Genomic DNA, 21619 nt, shown 5'->3' with positions numbered 1-21619 from the left:
CCCGGCCATGACCAGCCCGCAGACCACCAGCTGGCACGCCCGGCTGGTCGAGCTCGGCATCCGGCTGCCCGCGGTCGCCGCACCGGTCGCGGCCTACGTCCCGGCGGTGCGCAGCGGCCAGCTGGTCTACACGTCCGGCCAGCTGCCCTTCGTCGACGGTGGGCTGCGCCGCACCGGCAAGGTGGGCGGCTCGGTCGACCCCGAGGACGCCGCGCACGACGCCAAGCTGTGCGCCCTCAACGCCCTCGCCGCGATCGACGACCTGGTGGGACTGGACGAGATCGCCCGCGTCGTGCGGGTGGTCGGCTACGTCGCCAGCGCGGAGGGCTTCACCGGCCAGCCGCGGGTGGTGAACGGGGCCAGCGAGCTGCTCGGCCGGGTCTTCGGCGACGCCGGCCGGCACGCCCGCAGCGCCATCGGCGTGGCCGAGCTCCCGCTGGGCGCGCCCGTCGAGGTCGAGCTCACGGTCGAGCTGAGGTGATCGCGGAGCCGCGGCAGGCGGCGACGGTGCTGCTGCTGCGGAACGGCGTTCCCGGCCTGGAGGTGTACCTGCTCCGGCGCACCCGCGGGATGCCGTTCGCCGGCGGGATGACCGCCTACCCGGGCGGCGGCGTCGACCCGCGGGACGGCGACGTCGAGACCGCGTGGGCCGGGCCGTCGCCCGCCGAGTGGGCGCACGCCTTCGGCTGCGACGAGCGGACCGCGCGCGAGCTGGTCTGCGCGGCGGTCCGCGAGACGTTCGAGGAGGCCGGCGTCCTGCTCGCGGGGGCCGACGGCGGCGACGTCGTCCCGGACGTCTCGGGCGAGGACTGGGAGGAGCAGCGCCAGGCCCTGCTGGCCCGGGAGCTGTCGCTCGCCGAGCTGCTCGCCGACCGCGGGCTGGCCCTGCGCTCGGACCTGCTGCGGCCCTTCGCGCACTGGATCACCCCGCCGGCCGAGCCGCGGCGCTACGACACCAAGTTCTTCGCCGCGGCGCTGCCGGTCGGCCAGGAGGCCCGGCACGTCACCGGCGAGGCCGACGAGGTCAGCTGGCTGACGCCGTCCGCGGCGCTGGCCGAGATGACCGCCGGCACCCGGCCGATGCTGCCGCCGACGATCCACACCCTCGGGCAGCTCGAGCCCTTCGCCGACGTCGCCGCCGCCCTGGCAGGGTCACCGCCGGAGCCGCTGCACCCGATCTGCCCGTCGTTCGCCGAGGAACCCGACGGCCGCTGGGCCCTCCTGCCCGACGGCACGCGGATCCGGATGGTCGTGCCGCTCCCTTCGTGAGCGCGCGAGGAGGGCCCCGTCCCCAGCCGGGACGGGGCCCTCCTCGCGCAACGGAGCGGTAGGTGCCTCAGCGCGCGCGGCGGCGCAGGCGCTCCTCGTCGAGGACGACGACCGACTTGCCCTGCAGCTGGATCCAGCCACGGTGCACGAAGTCGGCCAGCGCCTTGTTCACGGTCTCGCGGGAGGCGCCGACCAGCTGGGCCAGCTCCTCCTGGGTCAGGTCGTGCTTGACCCGCAGGCCCTCGCCCTCGCGGCTGCCGAACCGGTCGGCCATCTGCAGCAGCGCCTTGGCGACGCGGCCGGGGACGTCGGTGAAGATCAGGTCCGCGACCGAGTCGTTGGTGCGGCGCAGCCGGCGGGCCAGCACGTGCAGCAGCCGCTCGCCGACCTCGGGGTGCGCCTCGATCCACGGGCGCAGCACCGACTGCGGCATGCGGGCCAGCTTGACGTCGGTGACCGCGGTGGCCGTCGCGGTGCGCGGGCCGGGGTCGAAGACCGACAGCTCACCGAACTGGTCGGAGGGGCCCATCACGGCCAGCACGTTCTCACGGCCGTCGGGCGACCGGCGGGAGAGCTTGATCTTGCCGGAGATGACGACGAAGAGGCTGTCACCCGGCTCGCCCTCGTTGAAGACCACGCGGCCGCGGGGGAGCGTCACGGTCTCCAGGCGGCTCACGACCGGGTCGACCGCATCCTGCGGCAGCCCCTGGAAGAGCCCCGACTGGGCCAGCACCTCGTCCACTACGCGTCCTCTCGCACACACACCTGGGGACACCGGCACGCGGCCGGCCCGGTCGGCAGCCGCGTCCTCGCGGCGCCGTCCGCAGAGAGTCTAGGGGCCTGTGCGCGTCGTCACCCGATCGGTGGGACACCCGGCCACCCCGAGGGGTGAGCTCGGCCCCCTGCAGGGTCCTTCCTCAGACCACGGGCGGTTCGGCCCCGCGACGCACCCGCGATGCGCGACGTCGCCGCCAACGGGCCATGGCGCGGCGGATGCCGGAGTTGGCCAGCGTGTCGACCTCACCGGCGCTGGCGGTGGAGAGGAACTCGGCCACCTCACGGGGGCCGGCAGGCCGGCGCAGTGGCTCCTCGACGCGTTCCATCACCAGCAGGAAGGCGATGACCAGGGGCGGGAACAGGATGACGATGAGGGCGACCACCGGCTCCTCCTCTCTCCTCGTCGCAGGACGCGGACCGGACCGGCCGGCTCGCGCGTGCACTCCCAGGTACCCAGGGGCGTCGCGCGGGAAGCCCGGCCGAGGCGGTCGTGATGATGGCACGGGCCCCGTCAGCCGGTCCGCCTACCCTCGATCGCGTGTCCTCGCCCGCCTACGCCCGGCCCGTCCCACCGCGCGCCCGCCGTGCCGCTGCCCGGGGCGGCTCCCCGTTCGACCCGCAGGAGACGCCACTCGCGCGCACCCGTCGGGCGCGGCGGATGGCCCGCGAGCTGGCGGTGATCCACCCCGACGCGCACTGCGAGCTCGACTTCACCAACGCCTTCGAGCTGCTGGTCGCCACCGTGCTGTCGGCGCAGACCACCGACAAGACGGTCAACCGGGTCACGCCCGTCCTGTTCGCGAAGTACCCGGACGCGCAGGCGCTGGCCGGCGCCGACCGCGCGGAGCTGGAGGAGGTCCTCAAGCCCACCGGCTTCTTCCGCGCCAAGGCGAACTCGGTGCTCGGCCTCGCGCAGGCGCTGCTGGAGCGGTTCGACGGCGAGGTCCCCGGCCGCATGGCCGACCTGGTCACCCTGCCCGGCGTGGGCCGCAAGACCGCCAACGTCGTCCTGGGCAACGCGTTCGACGTCCCCGGGCTCACCGTCGACACCCACTTCGGCCGGCTGGTCCGGCGGTTCGGGTGGACGGCGGAGGAGGACCCGGTCAAGGTCGAGGCCGAGGTCGCCGAGCTGGTCCCCAAGCGCGAGTGGACCATGTTCAGCCACCGGGTGATCTTCCACGGCCGGCGGGTCTGCCACGCCAAGAAGGCGGCCTGCGGCGCGTGCGGCCTGGCCCGGTGGTGCCCGTCGTACGGCATCGGCCCGACCGACCCGGAGGTCGCCACGAAGCTGGTCAAGACCCCGGCCGCCTCCGACACCGAATGAGCACCCGCAACAGGACGGCGGCCGGCGTGCTCGCGCTCGGGCTGACGCTGGCCGGGTGCACCGCCGGCGCGACGGAGGAGCCCGACGGCGCCGTGGCGTCGCCGTCCCCCGACCCGCTGACCGTCCTCGGGCCGTGCCCGGAGCAGCCCGACCGGCCGGCGGAGGGCGCGCAGACGCTGCCGGCCCTCGACCTGGCCTGCCCGGGTGGCGGGTCGCTCGACCTCGCCCGCGCGCCCGGCGTGCCCACCGTGGTGAACCTCTGGGCCAGCTGGTGCGGTCCCTGCCGGGAGGAGCTGCCGCTGGTGCAGCAGCTGGCCGACGCCGGCGGGGACCGGCTGGCGGTGGTCGGCGTGATCAGCCGGGATGGCGCTCCGCAGGCGGCCTCCTTCGCCGCGGACGCCGGCGCCAGCTTCCCGAGCGCCTTCGACGGGGAGGGGGAGCTGATGGCCGAGCTGGGCCTGGGCGCGCTGCCCTACACCTACCTCCTCGACGCCGACGGCGGGATCGCGCACGTCCAGGTGGGCCCCGTGGCCGACGTCGCCGAGCTGGAGGGCCTGGTCGCCGAGCACCTCGGGGTGACGCTGTGACCGACGCGGCCACGCCCGGATCCGCGCTGCCGGAGTACCTGCGCCGGCTGCTCGACGTGGGCGACGACCTGCCGTTGCGCCACCGGATGCCCCGGCCGACGGCGACCGCCCGCCGCTCGGCGGTCCTGATCCTCTTCGGCGAGGGCCCTCGCGGCGCCGACGTCCTGCTGATCGAGAAGTCCGCGCACCTGCGCACCCACGCCGGGCAGCCGGCCTTCCCCGGTGGCGGTGCCGACCCCGGTGACGACTACCCCGTCGGCACCGCGCTGCGGGAGGCCGAGGAGGAGGCGGGCATCGACCCGGACGGCGTCCGCGTGCTCGCCACGCTGCCGGAGCTGTTCCTCGGGCCCTCGGACAACCTCGTGGTGCCGGTCGTGGCCTGGTGGGACGACCCGCGCGACGTCACCGTCGGCGACCCGCGCGAGGTGGCCCGGGTGGCACGGGTGCCGCTGGCCGACCTCGCCGACCCGGCCAACCGCTTCCGGATCCGCCACCCGTCGGGCTACGTCGGCCCGGCGTTCGGCGTCGCCGGCATGGTCGTCTGGGGCTTCACCGGCGGCCTGCTCGACGCGATCCTCGAGGCCGCCGGGCTGGCTCGGCCCTGGGACGCGACGGACGTGCGGCCGCTGCCGGCGCTCGGTGCCCGCCGCCCGCAGCTGCCCGGCACCCTCGACACCACGGACGACGAGGAGGCCGCCGCGCCGACGGTCGCCGACCCCGCACCCGACGGCCCTCCGACAAGTACCGTTCCCCCGCGATGAACGGCAGAAGGAGCAGGACCGCGTCCTCCTCACCGAACCAGGACCCTCCTGCCCCCCACCGTTCGCAGGCCCACGGCGGAGCCCTGCAGGACGGCCGGCGGCGAGCCTCTGGACGGGGTCGCCCGGGGCCGGGGCCCGGACACGGCCGGGGCCCGTGCAGGAAGGCCGCCGTGGTCGCCGTCGCCGTGGTCCTGCTCGCCGGGTGCGGCGGCGGGGGGACGGCCGGGCAGGAGGCGGCGCCGTCGTCGGGTCCGGCGCTGGGCACGGTGACGACGGCGCCCGACGGCGTCCAGGAGGTCACCCTGCAGACCCAGGACGACTACGTCTTCACCCCCAGCGAGTTCACCGTCGCGCCCGGCCCGGTGCGGCTCACCGTCGCCAACGTCGCCGAGCAGATGACGCACAACTTCCGCTTCACCCCGGACGACGGCCCCGCGCCGATCGACCCGGAGATCCCGCTGCTGACCCCGGGGGAGACCCGCACCATCGAGTTAACCGCGACCACGCCCGGTGAGTACGGCTTCGAGTGCAGCTTCCACACCCAGCTGCAGCAGTTCGGCACCATGACGGTCAGCGGCTGAGCGCGAGCATGTCGATCGTCGACCTCGTCCTCATCGGACTGGCACTGGTCTTCGCCTTCTCCGGGTTCCGCCAGGGCGTCATCGTCTCGGCCACCTCGTTCTTCGGCTTCTTCGGCGGCGCCGTGCTGGGTGCCCAACTGTCCCGGCCGGTCGCCGAGCGCCTCGACGGGACGGCGACCACCCGGGTGTTCGCCGCGCTGGTCGTCGTCCTCGCCGCGGCGCTGCTGGGACAGGTGCTGGCCGGCGCCATCGGCCGGGCGGTGCGCCGCCGTGTGACGTGGCAACCGGCCGAGGTCGTCGACTCGGTGGCCGGTGCGGTGCTGTCGGCGATCGCGGTGCTGCTCGTCGCCTGGATGGTGGCCACGCCCCTGGCCCAGGCGCCGTTCCCCCAGGTCGCCAGCCAGGTGAAGAACTCGGCGCTGGTCCAGGCGGTCGACCGCAGCGTCCCGGACGGCGTCCGGGTGGTCTACGACGCCCTGCGGGAGGCCATCGACCAGAACGGGCTGCCCGACGTCCTGGACCCGCTGACCCCCACGCAGGTCCCCGACGTCGCCGCACCGGACCAGGCGCTGCGGGAGAGCCCCGTGGTGAGCTCGGTGCAGGGCTCGGTGGTGCAGATCAGCGGGGTGGCGCCGTCGTGCGCCCGGCAGATCGACGGCTCCGGCTTCGTCTACGCCCGGGAGCGGGTGATGACCAACGCGCACGTGCTCGCCGGCGTCAGCGACCCGGTCGTGGCCGCGGAGGGCGAGGAGTACGAGGCCGTCCCGGTGTACGTGGACGAGGCGACCGACGTCGCGGTGCTCGCCGTGCCCGGGTTGCCGCAGGTGCCGCTCACGTTCTCCCCGGAGCCCGCCGACTCCGGGGACGACGCGATCATCATGGGCTACCCCGGCGGCGGCGGGTTGTTCGTCGGGCCGGCGCGGGTGCGCGACCACACCGACATCAGCGGCCCGGACTTCCGCAACGAGGACACCGTGGTCCGCGACGTCTACGCGCTCTACGGCGAGGTGCGCGCGGGCAACTCGGGGGGTCCGCTGTTCGACTCGCAGGGGCAGGTGCTCGGCGTCGTCTTCGCCTCGGCCATCGACGACCCGCTGACCGGCTACGCGCTCACCTACGAGCAGGTCGAGGACGCGGTCGTCACGGGCCAGGCCTCGTCGTCCCCGGTGACGACCGGCGCCTGCGAGTAGGAGGACCACCCTTCCCCCGACGCCTCGAAGAGGAGGACACCGTCCTCCCCACTCCTGGCACGCTCGGGGCGGTGCCCTGGACGGGGCCGCCCGCGGGGAGCCCTCTCCAGTCCGTCACCGGGCCCAGCCGACCAGGGCCGCGTTGACCTCCCCCGGCACCTCCTCGTGCGGGAAGTGCCCGACGCCGGGCAGCTCCCGCCACTCGTAGGCGCCGGCCACGTAGCGGCCCGACCCGCGGGCGGACGACGGCAGCACGCAGGGGTCGAGCACGCCGTGCAGCTGCAGCGTCGGCGCGGTCACCGGAGCGGCCATCCGGCGGGCGTAGCGCAGCCCGTCGGGGCGCAGCTGGGAGCGGCCGGCCCAGCGGAAGTACTCCATCGAGCCGTAGGCGGCCTGAGGGATGCGCGCGGCCGACCGGTACCGGGACACCGCCTCGGCGAAGCCGGCGGTGCCGGTCCACGCGGGCCCGGCCCAGCGGCGCATGAGGTCGGCCACCGGGTCGTCGTCGGCCCGGGTGAGCCGCCGCTCGGGCAGGCGGGGCAGCTGGAAGCCGAGGATGTGGCGCAGTGCCCTCCGCTGCGCCCGGTCGGCCAGCGCGGCACGCAGCTGCCGGGGGTGGGCCATGGAGAGCACGGCCAGCCGGCGGACGCTCCGGGGGTGCAGCGCGGCCATCGTCCAGGCCACCAGCCCGCCCCAGTCGTGGCCGACGACGACGGCGTCGCGCTCGCCCAGCGCGCGGACCAGTGCGGCGACGTCGGCGGCCGCGGTCGGCAGGTCGTAGCCGCGCGGGGGCTTGTCGCTGCCGCCGTAGCCGCGCAGGTCGGGCGCGACGGCGCGGAAGCCGGCCGCGGCCAGGGCCGGCAGCTGCGCCCGCCAGGCCCACCAGAACTCGGGGAACCCGTGCAGCAGCAGCACCAGCGGGCCCTCGCCGGCCTCGGCGACGTGCAGCCGGACGCCGTTGGCCGACAGGTCGCGGTGCGTCCAGGGGCCGGGGAGCAGGACGCTGGTGGCGTCCGGCCGTTCCGTGCCGGGGGTGCTCACCGGTGCGGGCGCGCCGGGCGCCCGCTCAGACGGTGTAGTTCTCGCTGCCGCGCAGCTGCACGCGGCCGTTGCTGACGGTCGGCACCTCGCGGCGACGCTGGCCGGGCGCCTCGCGGTGGATGACCTCGGGCAGGTCGCGCAGCGTCTCGATCGTCCGCTCGGGCTTCTCGATCTTCTTCAGCGAGCTGCGGCCCACGAGGGCGGCGATGCCGGCCAGCACCACCAGCAGCAGCCACACGATCAGGTAGGAGATCCAGCGCTCCAGCCCCAGCCAGGTGAGGAACTCAGCGATGGTGACGAACAGGAAGATGCCGGAGAAGGCGAGCAGGACGGCGGCCGCACCGAAGGCCCCGGCCCCGATCCCGGCCTTCTTCGCCGACTTGCCGACCTCGGCCTTGGCCAGCTCGATCTCGCTGCGGATCAGCGTCGAGACGTCGGCCATGGCGCTCTGCACCAGGGCACCGACGGAGGGCTCCTCCGCGCGGCTGGTGCTCCGTGCCCCGGACGGGTTCGACGGTGCGCTGTGGGCCACGAGGGCACCTCCTGGGGTCGACGGGCGGATACCGGGCCGCCCGATGCGAGCGGACCCACCTGGGGAGATCGTGCCCCATGATCACCAAGCGCGCCCCCCGGCCTCCCGCGCACGAGCGCGGGAGGCCGGGTGACGTCCTGGAACGGCCCCGTCCCGGGTCCCGCCCTGAGCTTGCGAAGGGTGGGGAGGACGGGGTCCTCCTTCAGTCCTCCGAGGAGGACGCCGGCAGCTTGTCCTTGATCAGGTTCATCACCGAGGAATCGGTGAGCGTCGTGACGTCGCCGAGCTCGCGGTTCTCGGCGATGTCCCTCAGCAGCCGGCGCATGATCTTGCCGGAGCGGGTCTTGGGCAGCTCCTGCACGACCATGATCTGGCGCGGCTTGGCGATCGGGCCGATGTCCTTGGCCACGTGGGTGCGCAGCTGCTGGACCAGCTCGTCGCCGGAGTCCTCGGCGTTCCCGCGGAGGATGACGAAGGCGACGATGCCCTGGCCGGTGGTCGGGTCGCTGGCGCCGACGACCGCCGCCTCGGCGACGGTGGGGTGTGCCACCAGCGAGGACTCGACCTCGGTGGTGGAGATGCGGTGCCCGGACACGTTCATGACGTCGTCCACCCGGCCGAGCAGCCAGATGTCGCCGTCGGCGTCCTTCTTGGCGCCGTCCCCGGCGAAGTAGACCTCCTTGCCGAACCGCGACCAGTAGGTGTCGACGTAGCGGTTGTCGTCGCCCCAGATCGTCCGCAGCATCGCCGGCCACGGCTCGGTGAGCACCAGCAGCCCGGTGGTGTCGTCGCCGAGCTCGTTGCCCTCGTCGTCGACGACCTTGGCCGCGATGCCGGGGAAGGGCGTCTGCGCCGACCCGGGCTTGAGGCTGGTGACGCCGGGCAGCGGGGTGATCATGTGCGCGCCGGTCTCGGTCTGCCACCAGGTGTCCATGATCGGGCAGCGGCCGCCACCGATGTGCTCGTGGTACCAGAGCCAGGCCTCGGGGTTGATCGGCTCACCGACCGAGCCGAGGACCCGCAGCGAGGACAGGTCGAACTTGGCCGGGATGTCCTCGCCCCACTTCATGAAGGTCCGGATCACCGTGGGCGCGGTGTAGAGGATCGTGACCTTGTACTTCTCGATGAGCTCGAACCAGCGCCCGCGGTGCGGGGTCTCCGGCGTCCCCTCGTACATGATCGAGGTGGCCCGGTTGGCCAGCGGCCCGTAGACGATGTAGCTGTGGCCGGTGACCCAGCCGATGTCGGCAGAGGTCCAGAAGACGTCGGTGTCGGGCTTGAGGTCGAAGGTCGCCCAGTGCGAGTAGGCGACCTGGGTGAGGTAGCCGCCGGAGGTGTGCAGGATGCCCTTCGGCGACGCCGTCGTCCCCGACGTGTACATGATGTAGAGCGGGTGCTCGGCGTCGAACGCCTCGGCGGTGTGCTCGGTCGACTGCCGGTCGACGACGTCGTGCCACCACAGGTCGCGGCCCTCGGACCACGCCACGTCCTGCTCGGTCCGCCGGACGACGAGCACGTTGCGGACGCTGTCGGTGCGGCCGACCGCCTCGTCCACCGCCGGCTTGAGCGCGCTGGGCGCACCCCGCCGGTAGCCGCCGTCGGAGGTGATCACCAGGACGGCGCCGGAGTCGGTGATCCGGCTGGCCAGCGCATCGCTGGAGAAGCCGCCGAACACCACCATGTGGACGGCGCCGATGCGGGCGCAGGCCAGCATCGCGACGACCGCCTCCGGGATCATCGGCATGTAGATGGCGACCCGGTCGCCAGTCTGCACGCCCAGCTCCACCAGCGCGTTCGCGGCCTTGCAGACGTCGTCCTTGAGCTGGGCGTAGGTGATCGTGCGGGTGTCGCCCGGTTCGCCCTCCCAGTGGTAGGCGACCTGCTCGCCGTGGCCGGCCTCGACGTGCCGGTCGACGCAGTTGTAGGCGACGTTGAGCTTGCCGCCGACGAACCACTTGGCGAAGGGCGGGTTGCTCCAGTCCAGGACCTCGTCCCACTTCTGCGCCCAGGTCAGCCGGTCGGCCGCCTCCGCCCAGAAGCCCAGCCGGTCCTGGGCCGCCCGCTCGTAGACGTCGGGACCCACGTTGGCCTGTGCCGTCAGCTCCTCCGGCGCCGGGAACCGGCGGCCCTCCAGCTCGGTCGACTCGCTCATGCGACTCCTCCTGCTCCGTGGCGTCGTCGTCGACGCCTGTCCTGTGTCCGGTCGTCGCGGTCGGCACCCGGCGTCCCGGCAGCAGCGCGACGCGGAGTGTCCTCTGTCACACCGTATGGCCCACGACGCTTCCCGTCTGCCCGGCGCAACGTCGGCGCAGCGGGGCGCGTGGTCCGGTTCGCGCCCGGCGGCCAGACTGGCGGGGTGACGGCGGGCGTGCAGGCGGCGGTGGCCGCCCGGGTGCCGGGTGCGGCCGCGCTCGGCCTGCTGGCGCCCCCGTCCGCGGTCGCCGTCCCGGCCGCGCTGCTCGCCGACGCCGACTGGACGAGCGCGCGGCTGGCGGCGCTCGGGGCGCGGTACGCCTCCGACGACCGGCGGGTGCTGGCCACCGTGTGGTGGTACTCGGCGTCCTCGGTGCTGCTCACCCCCGTGTTGGCCGGGCTGGTCACCGGTCGGCCGTTGTCGGCCCGGCTGGCCGACACCTCCGTGGCGTTGCTGGCGGGCGGGACCCCGGTGGCCGCCACGTCGTCGGCGCCGGGCGGGGACGCCGCAGCCGAGCTGCGGGACACCCTCGCCGAGGTGGTCGACGTCGTGGCCGCGGCCGGCCGCATGCGCGCGCGGCCGCTCTGGGCGATCGCCGCAGACTCGCTGGCCAACCGGCTGCTCGCCCTGGGCCGGGCGCTGGGGGAGGAGCGGCGGGGAACCGCGCTGGCCGCGCCGCTGGCGGCCGCCGTCGGACCGCCGCTCCCGGTGCCCCGCTACGTCGACGTCGGCGGCGTCAGCTTCACCCGGCGGGTGTCGTGCTGCCTGCTCTACCGGCTGCCGCCCGAGCCGCTGTGCACCTCCTGCCCGCGGCGGCCGGCCGCCGAGCGCGAGGTGCTGCTCGAGGACACCGCCGCGCGGATGCGCTGATCAGCCCAGCCGCTCCCCGATCGCCCGGCGCAGCCCCTCGACGCCCTCGCCGGTCAGCGCGGACACCGGGACGGCGTCGGGGTAGGCGCTCCGCAGCGCCGCCAGCCAGCCCGCCGGGGCGACGTCCACCTTGTTGAGCGCCAGCAGCTCGGGGTGGTCCCGGGCGCCGATCTCGTAGAGCACCCCGCGCACGGCGGTCACCTGGCCCATGGCGTCGGCGGCCGAGGCGTCGACGACGTGCAGCACGAGGTCGGCGTCGACGACCTCCTCGAGGGTGGAGCGGAAGGCGTCGACCAGCTGGTGCGGCAGGTGGCGGACGAACCCGACGGTGTCGGTGAGGGTGTACGGCCGGCCGTCGGGGGTCCGGGTGCGGCGGACCGTCGGGTCGAGCGTGGCGAACAGCGCGTCCTGCACCAGGACGTCGGCGCCGGCCAGCCGGTTCAGCAGCGCCGACTTCCCGGCGTTGGTGTAGCCGGTGAGCGCCACTGCCGGCACCCGGTTGCGGCGCCGCCGCAAGCGGGTGCGCTCCCGCCGCCGTGCGGTGTCCTGCACCTGCCGGCGCAGCAGCGTCATCCGCCGCCGCAGGTGCCGGCGGCGGGACTCCAGCTGCTGCTCGCCGGGGCCGCGGACACCGATGCCCGCGCCACCCGCCGTGCGCCCGCCACCGACCCGGGACATCTCCACGCCGTGGCCGGTCAGCCGCGGCAGCTGGTAGGCCAGCTGGGCCAGCTCGACCTGCGCCTTGCCCTCGGAGCTGCGCGCGTGCTGGGCGAAGATGTCGAGGATCAGCGCGGTCCGGTCCACCACCCGCGCACCGAGCCGCTCCTCGAGGTTGCGCACCTGCGCGGGGGAGAGCTCGCCGTCGGCGATCACCAGGCCGGCGTCGCGGTCGCGCACCAGGTCGGCGAGCTCGGCCACCTTGCCCGACCCCAGGTAGGTCGCCGGGTCGGGCCGGTCGCGGGGCTGCACCAGCCGGCCGACGACGGCGACCCCGTCGGTGTCGGCCAGCCGCTCCAGCTCGTCCAGCGGGTCGACCGCGCCGCGCCCGCCGTCCCGCAGGCCCAGCAGCACCGCGCGTGCGCCGTCCGGTCCGCCGTCCCCGTCGCGGTCCCCGTCCTGCGCGACCTCGCTGCCCAGCAGCCACGTCCCTGGCATGTGCGTCTCCCGAACCCGGGTGGCGCCGTCTGCTCCGGCGTCCCCAGCCTCGTTCCCCGGGTGGTGGGCCGCCACCGGAGCGCGGCCGGCCGGCTCACCCGGTCGCCGAGCGGCGGGCGAGCACGACCGCGTAGGTGAACTCGTGCCCGTCGCGGGCCACCGGCAGTAGCAGCTCCTCGGCGTCCGTGGTCGTGGGCAGCCCGGCGAGCGCCTGCCGCAGCCGCGGGGCCGGGGAGCTCGACCAGATCGCCAGGACGCCGGAGGGACGCAGCGCAGCCACCGCGCCGGCCAGTCCGGCTGGGCGGTAGAGCGCGTCGTTCGACCGGTGCACGAGGAAGCCCGGACCGTTGTCGACGTCGAGCAGGACGGCGTCCCACCAGCCGTCGTGCTCGCCCAGGACGTCGGCGACGTCGCCGGTGCGCACGCGCAGCCGCGGGGCGCCGGGCGGGAGCGCCGGGAGCCTGCCCTGCTCGGCCCACCGCACCAGGGGTTCGTGCAGCTCGACCACCTCGACAGTGCCGACCCGCGGCTCGGCGAGCGCGGTGGCCGCCGTCCACCCCAGGCCGAGCCCGCCGACGAGCACCTGCAGGTCGGCGCCCGGGAGGCGGCTCAGCGCCTCGGTGGCCAGGGCGCACTCGGTGGTGGTGTCGGTGTCGTCCATCGCGAAGACGCCGTCGACGACCAGCTCCAGGTGCGTGCCGCCGTCGTCGGTGGTGCGCCGGCGGAGGGCCACCTCGCCGCGCGGCCCCTCGGCCCGGAGCAGCGTCTCGACCACCGGCCCACCCCCTCACGGCAGGAACAGCATCGTGTCGCCGAACTCGTGCCACAGGTACCCGCCGGCGGCGGCCCGGGCGTAGGCCTCGTCCACCAGCTCGCGGCCGGCCACCGCCTCGAGCAGCAGCAGGTGGCTGGCGTCGGGCGCGTGCAGCCCGGTGAGCAGGCCGGTGACGACCCGGGCGGGGCGGTCCGGACCGAGCACCAGGTCGGTCCAGCCGGCCGCGGTGCGGGTGACGCCGTCCTCGCCGGTCGCCGTCTCCAGCGCTCGGGTGACCGTCGTCCCCACGGCGACGACCCGGCTCCCGGCCGCGCGGGTGGCGTTCACCAGCCGGGCGGTGACCTCGGGCACCCGGTAGCGCTCCGGCACCGGCGGCTCGTGCAGCTCGGGGCTGGAGACGCCGGCGTGCAGCACCACCGGGACGACGGGGACCCCGCGGGCCATCAGCCGCACCAGCACCCGGTCGGTGAACGGCCGCCCGGCGCTGGCGTTCTCCGCGCTGCCGGGATCGGTGGCGTAGACGTTCTGCGCGTCGGCCAGCGGGACGGCGGCGCTGAGGTGGCCGTAGCGGATGGGCGTGCCGTGCCGTCTCAGGAGCTCGGCCGCGGGGACGTCCGGATCGGGGCGGGCCCGCCACAGCCGCGACGCCCGCGCCGGGGTGGGGAAGCCCTCGAGCAGCCGCAGCCGGACCCCGCCCGGCAGGTCGAGCACCGTGCCGGGCTCCACGCCGCGGTCCGGGCCGTCATTGTGCGGACGGCGCAGCTCCACGACCCAGTCGCCGTCGTCCAGCGTGGTGGAGACGTGCAGCGGGGCGCCGACGCCGTCGGCCCGTCGGACGTCGAGGCGCGCGGGCAGCGTCGCCGAGGTGTTGACGACGACGAGGTCGCCGGGCTCGAGCAGTTCGGGCAGGTCACGGAAGGTCGTCTCGGTGAGGCCGCCCGGCCGGACCGCCATCAGCCGGACGCCGTCGCGGGCCAGGCCCCGGCGCTCCGGCGGCGCGCTCGCCTCGGCACCCATGGCGACGGCGGTCACCGTCCGGTCTCCGCGGGGACGGCCAGCTCCGCCGCGCGGTACCGGCCGCTGGGGAGGTCACCGTCCACCAGCCGCAGCAGCGCGGGGGCGACGGCCGCCGGCTCCGGCAGCCCGGTGGCGTCGGGGTCGGCTGCGCGGTGCATGTCGGTGGCCATGTCGCCCGGGTCGACGGCGTACACCCGCAGGGCCGGGTGCTCGACGGCGAGGACGGCGCTCAGCCGGTCCAGCGCGGCCTTGCTCGCGCCGTACCCGCCCCACCCCTCGTAGGCCTCGACCGCGGCGTCGCTGCTGACGTCGAGCACGACCCCGCGGGCCCGCTCGAGCGCCGGCAGCACCGCCTGGACCAGGGCGAGCGGGGCGACGGTGTTCACCGCCAGCACCCGCTCGAGGGCCGCGGGCGGCAGGTCCGCCAGCCGGGGCAGCGGGGTGGGGCCGAGCTCGCTGGCGTTGTTGACGAGCAGGTCCAGCCGGCCGGGGACGGTGGCGGCGAGGGCGGCCCGGTGGGCGGGGTCGGCGACGTCGCCGGCCACGGCGGTGACCAGGTCGGGCCGGGGGAGCGCGGCGACGCCGGCCGCCAGCCGGTCGGGGTCGCGGCCGTCGACGACGAGCCGCCAGCCGCGGCGGTTCAGCGCCTCGGCGAGGGCGACGCCGAGCCCGCGGGAGGCGCCGGTGACGAGTGCGGTGGGAGGTGTCATGGCGCTACCGTCGGACCTCAAGTGAACTCGAGGTCAAGAGGAGACGTCGTGGACGGGTTGCTCACCATCGGGCAGGTGGCCGAGCGGTCGGGGATGGCCGTCTCCGCGCTGCGCTACTACGAGGCGCAGGGCCTGGTCACCGCCACCCGGACGGCCGGCGGGGCCCGCCGCTTCCCGCGCAGCGTGCTGCGCCGGCTGGCGTTCGTCCGCGCCGCGCAGAACGTCGGGCTCACGCTCCCGGAGATCCGCGAGGCGCTGGCCACCCTGCCGGACGGGCGGACGCCGTCGGGTCGCGACTGGGCCCGGCTCTCGGCGTCCTGGCGGGAGCGGCTCGACGAGCGGATCGCGGCGCTGGTGCAGCTGCGAGACGGACTGTCGTCCTGCATCGGCTGCGGCTGCCTGTCGCTGACCCGGTGCGGCCTCTACAACCCCGGCGACGTCGCCGGCAGGGAGGGGCCGGGTGCGCGCCGGCTGTCCCCGGCGCTGCGGCGCGTGCCGCCGACCTCCAATGCCGGGTGACCACCGGAACCGACGCCAGGGTGACCGCCGGGACCGACGCCGGGTGATCCTCCCGGTGTCGCACGCGCCGCGCGTGCGGGAGAGGATCACGGCGTGACGGTGATGCCGGCTGCGTTCCTGGGCCACGGCAACCCGATGAACGCCATCGAGGACAACCGCTACACGCGGGCCTGGCGCGCGTTCGGTCAGGCGGTGCCACGGCCGCGGGCGGTCCTCGTCGTCTCGGCGCACTGGTACCTGCACGCCACCGCGATGACCGCGATGCCGCGGCCGCGCACCATCCACGACTTCTTCGGCTTCCCGCGCGAGCTCTACGACGTCGACTACGGGGCGCCCGGGCTGCCCGAGCTGTACGAGGAGGTCGCCGACGTCGTCCACCCGACGTGGGTCGGCGCCGACCTGGACAGCTGGGGCATCGACCACGGCGCCTGGTCGGTGCTGCGGCACGCCTTCCCGGACGCCGACGTGCCGGTGGTGCAGCTGTCGGTCAACGCGCTCGAGCCCGCCGAGCACCACCTGCGGCTGGGCGCCGCGCTGGCGCCGCTGCGGGAGGACGGCGTGCTGGTGATCGGCAGCGGCAACGTCGTCCACAACCTGGCCGCGGTGAGCCGCACCATGCCCGACAGCGGGTACGACTGGGCGCACCGCTTCGACGAGCGGGTGCGCGAGCTGATGGTGGAGCGGCCCACCGAGGTCGCCACCCTCGACGGGCACCCGGACGCCGGCCTCGCCGTCCCCACCCCCGAGCACCTCCTGCCGCTGCTCTACGTCGCCGGGATCGCGGGGGCGACCGGCACGACGGCGGAGCTGCTGGTCGACGGGTTCACCGACGGCTCGCTGTCGATGGCGTCCTACACCGTCGGCATGACGCCCCCCGCCGTCGTCGACGTCGGCTGACCGGCGCCTACCCGGCGGCCGCGGGCGGTTCCGGGGTCCCGGCGTCGCTGATCCGCGGGAAGGGCCGCGTGGAGAAGACCACCTCGACCGGCAGGCCGAAGAACTCGGCGATGCGCAGCGCCAGGTGCAGGCTGGGGTTGTACTCGCCGCGCTCCAGGTAGCCGACGGTCTGGTAGTGGACGCCCAGGGCGTCGGCCAGCTCGCGCCGGGTGACGCCCTGCTCGGCGCGCAGCAGCGCGATCCGGTTGTAGACGGCGTCCCCGGACTTGTCGCCGCTCACGGGCTCACCTGATCCACTGGCCGGCCGTGTCCCGGGCCGCGGCGACCTGGGACCCGGACTGGCGGCGCGTCATCCGCCGCAGCACCACGGGGGCCGCCAGCAGGCTCGCCACCGCCCAGGCGGTGAGCACGAGGACCGTCGTCCCGGTGCGCCAGGAGCCGCCGAGCTCCACGGCGGCCGCGGCGTCGGGGAGGAACGCCGAGCGCAGTCCGAGGCCGATCCAGTAGACCGGGAAGAGCTGGGCCACCGCCTGCACCCAACCCCACAGCGCCTGGACGGGGAAGAAGACGCCGGAGATCGCGGTGACCCCGACGAGGGGCAGCAGACCCCACAGGCCCACCTTCTGGGCGTCCGGCACGACCGAGCCCAGCACCATCCCCAGCGGCAGCGTGGCCAGCAGGCCGAGCGCGAGCACCCACCCGACGGTGAGCCAGCCGCCGGCGCTGCCGGGCACCGCGCCGTCGAAGAGCAGGGCGCTGGGCACGAGGACGACGAGCAGCGTGGGCACCAGGTTCAGCGACTGCAGGGCCACCTGGCCGGTCACGTAGCCCCGCATCCCGGAGGGCAGCGCGCGGTGCCGCAGCAGGGTGCCGTCCTCGCGCTCCATGGCGAGGACGAAGGCGGTGTTGAAGACGGCGCTGTAGGCGACCAGGCCGGCGAGGATCCCCGGCAGTGCCACGGTCGGGTAGAGCAGCGAGGTCCCCTCGACCGGGTCGGCGCGGTTGACCCAGAGGTAGCCGACCGTGAGCGCGGCCAGGACGAGGTAGCCGGCCTGGTCCTGGACGGCCCGCAGGCTCTGCGTGAACTCGGTCCAGCCGCGCTGCAGACCCAGCCGAACGGCGTACGCGCTGCCCCCGCTCACCGGGCCACCTCCACGAGCTCGGGCCGGACGCCGGACTGGTGCCGGGTCACCATGGCGAGGTAGGTGTCCTCCAGGCTGGCCCGGTGGACCTCGAGGTCGGCCACCTCGTCGCCGTACTGCTCGAACAGCCGGCGCACGAAGGGGGTGGGCTCGTCGGTGGCGTGCACGAACCGCTCGCCGTGCCGGGTCCAGCGCACCTCGCTGGTGGCGGCCACCTGCCGGTTGAGGGCGTCCGCGCTGCCGTCGGCGACGATCCGGCCGCCGGCGAGGATGAGGATCCGGTCGGCCAGCCGCTCGGCCTCGCCGAGGTCGTGGGTGGTCAGGAGCACGCTGGTGCCCTCCAGGTCGGAGAGCCGGTGCACGAGGTCGTGGAAGTCCCGGCGGGCCTCGGGGTCGAACCCGGCGGTCGGCTCGTCGAGGAAGAGCAGCTCCGGCCGGCCGACGAGGCCCACGGCGACGTCCAGCCGCCGCCGTCGTCCCCCGGAGAGCGTGGCGATCCTGCGGTCGGCGTCGTCGGTGAGGCCGACGGTCTCCAGCAGCCGGTCGACGTCGTGGGGGCGGGGCCGCTCGGGCGTGGAGTAGGGCCGGTAGAAGCCGCCGAGGTGGGTGAGCAGCCGGCGCGGGGTCCAGCGGGGGTGGTCGCGCCACGACTGCAGGACGACGCCCACCCGGGCCCGCCACGCGTCGTCGGCCCGCGCGGGGTCGGCGCCGAGGACGCGCACCTCGCCCGCCGACGGCAGCCGGAAGCCCTCCAGCACCTCGATCGTCGTGGACTTGCCCGCGCCGTTGGGGCCGAGCAGGCAGACCACCTCGCCGCAGTGCACGTCGAGGTCGACGCCGGTGAGCACCTCGTGGGTGCCGTAGGTCATCCGCAGGCCGCGGACCCGCACGACCGGTTGCTCCGACACGTTCCGGGTCACCGCGCCTCCTCGACGTCTTGCCGCCGCGGTGATAGTAGGTGTACTACATCGGCAGTACAACTACTCGCAGCACGGATGACGGGAGCTCGGGATGGTCTCGTGGACGGTGCTCCTCCCGGCGCTCCGCTGGCTGGCGCTGGTCGTCCCGCTGGTCGACGTCGCGCTGGTCCTGTCCGGGGTGCTGTCGCTGCGGACCGGCCTCGTCGTGGCGCTGGTCCTGGAGGCGCTCTTCGCCGTCGTCCTGGTCGTCGAGGCGGCCGCCTTCCGCCGCGCGTACCGGGCGACGCGGCAGCGGGGTGGGGGCCGGCGCGCGGGTCTCGTCGCGGGGGCGGAGGCCGTCTGGCCACCGGTGCTCCTCCGGCTGGTCCGCGCCGAGGCCGGGGTGGTCCGGGCGCTCTGGTGGGCCGTCCGGCGCCGCTCGGCCGTCGGGCCGGACGACGTGCCGCTGCCCTACGCCGGCCGCTTCGGCCTGGTCCTCGGCGCGGTGACCGCCCTCGGCGTGCTGGAGACGGCCGTCGTCCACGTGCTGCTCCCGTGGGAGGTCGCGCGGTGGGTCCTGCTCGCCGTGTCGGTCTACGCGCTGGTCTGGGTGCTGGGCTCGGGGCTGTCGCTGTTCCAGCACCCGCACCTGCTCCGCGACGGCGAGCTGGTGCTGCGCTTCGGGCACCTGCACGCGATCACCGTCCCGCTGGGCGGCCTGGTCTCGGTCCGGCGCCGCGTGGAGTCCGAGCACGGGCGGACCGTCCTCCGCGACGGCGACCGGCTGGTGCTCTCGGTCATGGGCGACTCGAATGTGGAACTGTGCGTCGACTCGCCGGTGCCGGTGGCTGGGCAGGACGAGCCGGTGGCCCGCGTCGCCTTCTGGGCCGACGACCCGCAGGCGGTGGTCCGGCTGCTGCGCGACCGCGCCGTCCCGGCCGACCGCTGACGTTCCCGCGGGAACGCCGGGCAGGGTCGGGGGCGTCAGCGCGGGTGCGCGAGCCCCGCGGTCAGTCGCACGACCTCGCCGACCACCCAGACGGCGGGCGGGCGGATGCCCTCGTCGGCCAGGGTCTGCCCCAGGCTGGCGAGCGTGGTGCGCACCGCGTGCTGGGTCGGCGTCGAGCCGTCGGCAACGACGGCCACCGGCGTCTCCGGCGCGCGGCCGTGCTCGACCAGCGCCGCGGCGATCGCCGGTGCCGTGTCGACGCCCATCAGGACGACGACGGTGCCGCGCAGCCGGCCCAGCGCCTCCCAGTCGACGAGGGACTGCGGGTGACCCGGCGGCACGTGCCCGGAGACGACGACGAACTCGTGGGTGAGCCCGCGGTGGGTCACCGGGATGCCGGCCAGCCCGGGGACGCCGATCGCGCTGGTCACCCCGGGCACCACCTCCACCGGCACGCCCGCGGCGACACAGGCCTCGAGCTCCTCCATGCCGCGGCCGAAGACGAACGGGTCGCCGCCCTTGAGCCGCACCACCCGCTTCCCGGCCCGGGCGTGCTCGACCAGCAGCGCGTTGATCTGCTCCTGGGCCATGTACCGGCCGCGCGGCAGCTTCGAGGCGTCGATGACCTCCACGTCGGCCGGCAGCGAGGCCAGCAGCGACTGCGGCGCGAGGTGGTCGGCGAGGACGACGTCGGCCTGGGAGACCGCCTGCTGGCCGCGCACGGTGATCAGCCCGGGATCGCCGGGGCCGCCGCCGACGAGGACGACCGAGCCCGGTCGCCCGGCGGGGCCCTCCCGGCCCGCGTGGTCGCGGATGGTGCCGTCGGTCAGGCCGGCCAGCACCGCGTCCCGCACACCGACCGCGCGCTGCGGGTCGCCGCCGCCGTGCACGCCGACGACGAGGTCGCCCTGCCGGCCGACCGCCGGGGTCCAGACGCTGGACGCCGACCGGTCGTCGGCGCGGGCGCAGAACACCCGCGACCGCTCGGCCTCCTCGGCGACCGCTGCGTTGACCTCGGGGTCGTCGGTCGCGGCCACCGCGTACCACGCGCCGCCGAGGTCGCCCGGCTCGTAGCGGCGGCGCAGCCAGGTGACCGCGCCCGGGCCGACCAGCGCCTCCAGCGCCGGCGTCACCTCGGGGCTGACCACCGTGACCCGCGCGCGGGCCTCCAGCAGCCCGGCGACGCGGCGGTGCGCCACCTGCCCGCCGCCGACGACGACGACCTCCCGGTCCAGCAGCCGCAGCCCGACCGGGTAGACCACCCCGCTCGCGGGGTCGACCGGGGTGGCGCTCACGGTCGCTCCTCGCCGGCGCTCGTCGCGGCAGCGAGCGGCGCAGCTGAGCCCCCGCGTGAGCTCGCGAGCCCGCTCACGACTTCTCCGTCACACCGGCCGAGTCGAACGTCGCCACCTCGCGCAGCGCCCGCGCCGCGCTGGCGACCAGCGGCAGCGCCAGCAGCGCGCCGGTGCCCTCGCCCAGGCGCAGGTCCAGCCCCAGCAGCGGCCGCAGGCCCAGCGCCCGCAGCGCGATGCCGTGTCCCGGTTCCGCGGAGGTGTGGCCGGCCAGCGCGTGCTCCAGCGCCGCCGGGCACAGGGCGGCCGCGACCAGCGCCGCGGACCCGGCGATCACGCCGTCCAGCAGCACCGGCACCCGCGCCGCCGCGGCACCCAGCACGAAGCCGGCCAGTGCCGCGTGCTCCAGGCCGCCGACCTCGGCGAGGGCGGTGAGCGCGGCCTCCGGCGTCGACGGCTGCTCCGGCACCCGCGCGGCCGCGCGGGCGACCACCTCGACCTTGCGGGCCAGCGTCGGGTCGTCCACGCCGGTGCCGCGACCGGTGGCAGCGGCCGGCGTCGCACCGGTGAACGCGCAGACCAGCGCCGCCGACGCCGTGGTGTTGGTGATCCCCATGTCGCCGGTGACCAGGCAGCCGTGCTCCGCGGCCAGCTCGGTGGCGACCTCGATCCCGACCTCGACCGCCCGCTGCGCCTCCTCGAGCGTCATGGCCGGGCCGACGGCGAGGTCATCGGTGCCGTGCCGGACCTTGCGGGACAGCAGCGCCGGGCTCGGCTCGACCGCGTAGGGCGTCGCGACCCCGACGTCCACCACGACGACGTCGGCGCCGAGCTGCGCGGCGAAGGCGTTGACCACCGCACCGCCGCGGGCGAAGTTGGCCACCATCTGCGCGGTGACCTCCTGCGGCCACGGCGTGACGCCCTGCGCGTGCACCCCGTGGTCGCCGGCGAAGACCGCCACCGCGGCCGGCGTGGGGAGCGGGGGCGGGCAGGTGCCGGCGGTGCCCGCCAGCTGCGCGGCGACGTCCTCCAGCACGCCGAGTGAGCCCGGCGGCTTGGTCATCCGGTCCAGCCGGTCGCGGGCGGCGCGCTCGGCGGCGGCGTCCCGGGGCGCGATCGCGGCGATCGTGGCGCCCAG

The 21619-nt window shown here is 75.6% G+C and carries 25 protein-coding genes; 11 read left to right on the top strand and 14 right to left on the bottom strand.

Translation table 11 applies throughout. The annotated features are described in order from the left end of the window. The first annotated feature begins 7 nt into the window (after positions 1 to 7). Both BMW27_RS13570 and BMW27_RS13565 read left to right on the top strand, forming a co-directional pair. On the top strand, positions 8 to 481 hold the full coding sequence (locus BMW27_RS13570) for a RidA family protein (RefSeq protein ID WP_091444983.1): 474 nt from the start codon (positions 8 to 10) through the stop codon (positions 479 to 481). Continuing rightward, positions 478 to 1269 (top strand): NUDIX hydrolase, encoded by a 792-nt coding sequence (locus tag BMW27_RS13565; protein ID WP_091444981.1) that lies wholly within the window; start codon positions 478 to 480, stop codon positions 1267 to 1269. Before BMW27_RS13570 ends, BMW27_RS13565 begins: the two co-directional genes overlap by 4 nt. A 67-nt stretch (positions 1270 to 1336) precedes the next feature. On the opposite strand, the gene BMW27_RS13560 is transcribed toward BMW27_RS13565, so the two are convergent. Together BMW27_RS13560 and BMW27_RS13555 are read right to left on the bottom strand one after the other, a co-directional pair. Further along, positions 1337 to 2011 carry a Crp/Fnr family transcriptional regulator gene (locus BMW27_RS13560; RefSeq protein ID WP_091444979.1) on the bottom strand — a complete coding sequence of 225 codons (675 nt, stop codon included), beginning with the start codon at positions 2009 to 2011 and terminating at the stop codon, positions 1337 to 1339. A 175-nt stretch (positions 2012 to 2186) separates the two neighbouring features. Further along, positions 2187 to 2429: a hypothetical protein gene (locus tag BMW27_RS13555; RefSeq protein WP_091444977.1), complete on the bottom strand. Its 243-nt coding sequence runs from the start codon at positions 2427 to 2429 to the stop codon at positions 2187 to 2189. A gap of 155 nt (positions 2430 to 2584) precedes the next feature. Between BMW27_RS13555 and nth the strand changes: the two genes are divergently transcribed. The 5 genes from nth to BMW27_RS13530 all read left to right on the top strand — a co-directional run bounded on the left by nth (position 2585) and on the right by BMW27_RS13530 (position 6489). After that, complete coding sequence (gene nth / locus BMW27_RS13550) at positions 2585 to 3370, top strand: endonuclease III (protein ID WP_245743547.1); 786 nt, start codon at positions 2585 to 2587, stop codon at positions 3368 to 3370. Beyond that, entirely contained in the window at positions 3367 to 3957 is a 591-nt protein-coding gene (locus BMW27_RS13545) for a TlpA family protein disulfide reductase (RefSeq protein ID WP_091444975.1), read from the top strand. The genes nth and BMW27_RS13545 overlap by 4 nt, the downstream gene beginning before the upstream one ends. Continuing rightward, entirely contained in the window at positions 3954 to 4718 is a 765-nt protein-coding gene (locus BMW27_RS13540; protein ID WP_091444974.1) for an NUDIX hydrolase, read from the top strand. Before BMW27_RS13545 ends, BMW27_RS13540 begins: the two co-directional genes overlap by 4 nt. 170 nt (positions 4719 to 4888) lie before the next feature. Next, complete coding sequence (locus tag BMW27_RS13535) at positions 4889 to 5299, top strand: cupredoxin domain-containing protein (RefSeq protein ID WP_091444972.1); 411 nt, start codon at positions 4889 to 4891, stop codon at positions 5297 to 5299. An 8-nt stretch (positions 5300 to 5307) separates the two neighbouring features. Further along, positions 5308 to 6489 carry a MarP family serine protease gene (locus tag BMW27_RS13530; RefSeq protein WP_091444970.1) on the top strand — a complete coding sequence of 394 codons (1182 nt, stop codon included), beginning with the start codon at positions 5308 to 5310 and terminating at the stop codon, positions 6487 to 6489. Between the two features lie 114 nt (positions 6490 to 6603). On the opposite strand, the gene BMW27_RS13525 is transcribed toward BMW27_RS13530, so the two are convergent. From BMW27_RS13525 to acs, 3 genes are all read right to left on the bottom strand, one after another. Beyond that, the gene (locus tag BMW27_RS13525; protein ID WP_091444968.1) at positions 6604 to 7530 is read right to left on the bottom strand and encodes an alpha/beta fold hydrolase; all 927 of its coding nucleotides are present in this window, start codon (positions 7528 to 7530) and stop codon (positions 6604 to 6606) included. 25 nt (positions 7531 to 7555) lie between these two features. Continuing rightward, a complete protein-coding gene (locus BMW27_RS13520) occupies positions 7556 to 8062 on the bottom strand; it encodes a phage holin family protein (protein ID WP_091444965.1) in 507 nt (168 codons plus the stop codon). Between the two features lie 202 nt (positions 8063 to 8264). Further along, positions 8265 to 10214: an acetate--CoA ligase gene (gene acs, locus BMW27_RS13515; RefSeq protein ID WP_091444963.1), complete on the bottom strand. Its 1950-nt coding sequence runs from the start codon at positions 10212 to 10214 to the stop codon at positions 8265 to 8267. A 204-nt stretch (positions 10215 to 10418) separates the two neighbouring features. Here acs and BMW27_RS13510 point away from each other — a divergent pair, with 204 nt between their 5' ends. Next, positions 10419 to 11126, top strand: a complete 708-nt coding sequence (locus tag BMW27_RS13510) for a (2Fe-2S)-binding protein (protein ID WP_245743546.1) — start codon at positions 10419 to 10421, stop codon at positions 11124 to 11126. Here the strand turns inward: BMW27_RS13510 and hflX are convergent, their stop codons facing one another. From hflX to BMW27_RS13490, 4 genes are all read right to left on the bottom strand, one after another. After that, the gene (gene hflX / locus BMW27_RS13505) at positions 11127 to 12281 is read right to left on the bottom strand and encodes a GTPase HflX (protein WP_091444959.1); all 1155 of its coding nucleotides are present in this window, start codon (positions 12279 to 12281) and stop codon (positions 11127 to 11129) included. 94 nt (positions 12282 to 12375) lie between these two features. After that, positions 12376 to 13056, bottom strand: coding sequence for a spermidine synthase family protein (locus BMW27_RS13500; RefSeq protein ID WP_091444957.1), 681 nt, complete (start codon positions 13054 to 13056; stop codon positions 12376 to 12378). Between the two features lie 12 nt (positions 13057 to 13068). Further along, positions 13069 to 14088 carry an S-adenosylmethionine:tRNA ribosyltransferase-isomerase gene (locus tag BMW27_RS13495; protein WP_091444955.1) on the bottom strand — a complete coding sequence of 340 codons (1020 nt, stop codon included), beginning with the start codon at positions 14086 to 14088 and terminating at the stop codon, positions 13069 to 13071. Next, positions 14085 to 14783: an SDR family NAD(P)-dependent oxidoreductase gene (locus tag BMW27_RS13490; protein WP_091444953.1), complete on the bottom strand. Its 699-nt coding sequence runs from the start codon at positions 14781 to 14783 to the stop codon at positions 14085 to 14087. Before BMW27_RS13490 ends, BMW27_RS13495 begins: the two co-directional genes overlap by 4 nt. Before the next feature lie 48 nt (positions 14784 to 14831). Here BMW27_RS13490 and soxR point away from each other — a divergent pair, with 48 nt between their 5' ends. Further along, a complete protein-coding gene (gene soxR / locus BMW27_RS13485) occupies positions 14832 to 15302 on the top strand; it encodes a redox-sensitive transcriptional activator SoxR (RefSeq protein WP_091444951.1) in 471 nt (156 codons plus the stop codon). A gap of 102 nt (positions 15303 to 15404) precedes the next feature. Beyond that, entirely contained in the window at positions 15405 to 16199 is a 795-nt protein-coding gene (gene ygiD / locus BMW27_RS13480; protein WP_175486511.1) for a 4,5-DOPA-extradiol-dioxygenase, read from the top strand. Positions 16200 to 16206: 7 nt separating this feature from the next. Here the strand turns inward: ygiD and BMW27_RS13475 are convergent, their stop codons facing one another. The 3 genes from BMW27_RS13475 to BMW27_RS13465 are packed head-to-tail and all read right to left on the bottom strand — an operon-like array spanning position 16207 to position 18261. Beyond that, positions 16207 to 16479, bottom strand: coding sequence for a helix-turn-helix transcriptional regulator (locus BMW27_RS13475; RefSeq protein ID WP_012946756.1), 273 nt, complete (start codon positions 16477 to 16479; stop codon positions 16207 to 16209). 4 nt (positions 16480 to 16483) lie between these two features. Next, positions 16484 to 17341: an ABC transporter permease gene (locus BMW27_RS13470; protein ID WP_091444948.1), complete on the bottom strand. Its 858-nt coding sequence runs from the start codon at positions 17339 to 17341 to the stop codon at positions 16484 to 16486. Beyond that, entirely contained in the window at positions 17338 to 18261 is a 924-nt protein-coding gene (locus BMW27_RS13465; protein WP_245743545.1) for an ABC transporter ATP-binding protein, read from the bottom strand. The genes BMW27_RS13470 and BMW27_RS13465 overlap by 4 nt, the downstream gene beginning before the upstream one ends. 91 nt (positions 18262 to 18352) lie before the next feature. Here BMW27_RS13465 and BMW27_RS13460 point away from each other — a divergent pair, with 91 nt between their 5' ends. Further along, complete coding sequence (locus tag BMW27_RS13460) at positions 18353 to 19189, top strand: hypothetical protein (RefSeq protein WP_091444946.1); 837 nt, start codon at positions 18353 to 18355, stop codon at positions 19187 to 19189. A gap of 35 nt (positions 19190 to 19224) precedes the next feature. Here BMW27_RS13460 and cobA read toward each other — a convergent pair whose 3' ends face one another. Then, entirely contained in the window at positions 19225 to 20484 is a 1260-nt protein-coding gene (gene cobA, locus BMW27_RS13455) for a uroporphyrinogen-III C-methyltransferase (protein WP_091444944.1), read from the bottom strand. A 73-nt stretch (positions 20485 to 20557) separates the two neighbouring features. Beyond that, the gene (gene cobT, locus BMW27_RS13450; protein ID WP_281244765.1) at positions 20558 to 21607 is read right to left on the bottom strand and encodes a nicotinate-nucleotide--dimethylbenzimidazole phosphoribosyltransferase; all 1050 of its coding nucleotides are present in this window, start codon (positions 21605 to 21607) and stop codon (positions 20558 to 20560) included. Positions 21608 to 21619: the final 12 nt, after the last annotated feature.

Origin of the sequence: Geodermatophilus poikilotrophus, assembly GCF_900111455.1 — a bacterium.
Lineage (GTDB): Bacteria > Actinomycetota > Actinomycetes > Mycobacteriales > Geodermatophilaceae > Geodermatophilus > Geodermatophilus poikilotrophus.
The sequence above is the reverse complement of the archived record's forward strand: the minus strand, read 5'-3'. Positions and strand labels throughout refer to the sequence as shown.

Bases quoted from the DNA above. Each gene is read 5' to 3' on its own strand.
- BMW27_RS13570 (WP_091444983.1), top strand. From the start codon at position 8: ATGACCAGCCCGCAGACCACCAGCTGGCACGCCCGGCTGGTCGAGCTC.
- BMW27_RS13545 (WP_091444975.1), top strand. From the start codon at position 3,367: ATGAGCACCCGCAACAGGACGGCGGCCGGCGTGCTCGCGCTCGGGCTG.
- BMW27_RS13530 (WP_091444970.1), top strand. From the start codon at position 5,308: ATGTCGATCGTCGACCTCGTCCTCATCGGACTGGCACTGGTCTTCGCC.
- acs (WP_091444963.1), bottom strand. From the start codon at position 10,214: ATGAGCGAGTCGACCGAGCTGGAGGGCCGCCGGTTCCCGGCGCCGGAG.
- hflX (WP_091444959.1), bottom strand. From the start codon at position 12,281: ATGCCAGGGACGTGGCTGCTGGGCAGCGAGGTCGCGCAGGACGGGGAC.
- BMW27_RS13490 (WP_091444953.1), bottom strand. From the start codon at position 14,783: ATGACACCTCCCACCGCACTCGTCACCGGCGCCTCCCGCGGGCTCGGC.
- ygiD (WP_175486511.1), top strand. From the start codon at position 15,405: ATGCCGGCTGCGTTCCTGGGCCACGGCAACCCGATGAACGCCATCGAG.
- BMW27_RS13460 (WP_091444946.1), top strand. From the start codon at position 18,353: ATGGTCTCGTGGACGGTGCTCCTCCCGGCGCTCCGCTGGCTGGCGCTG.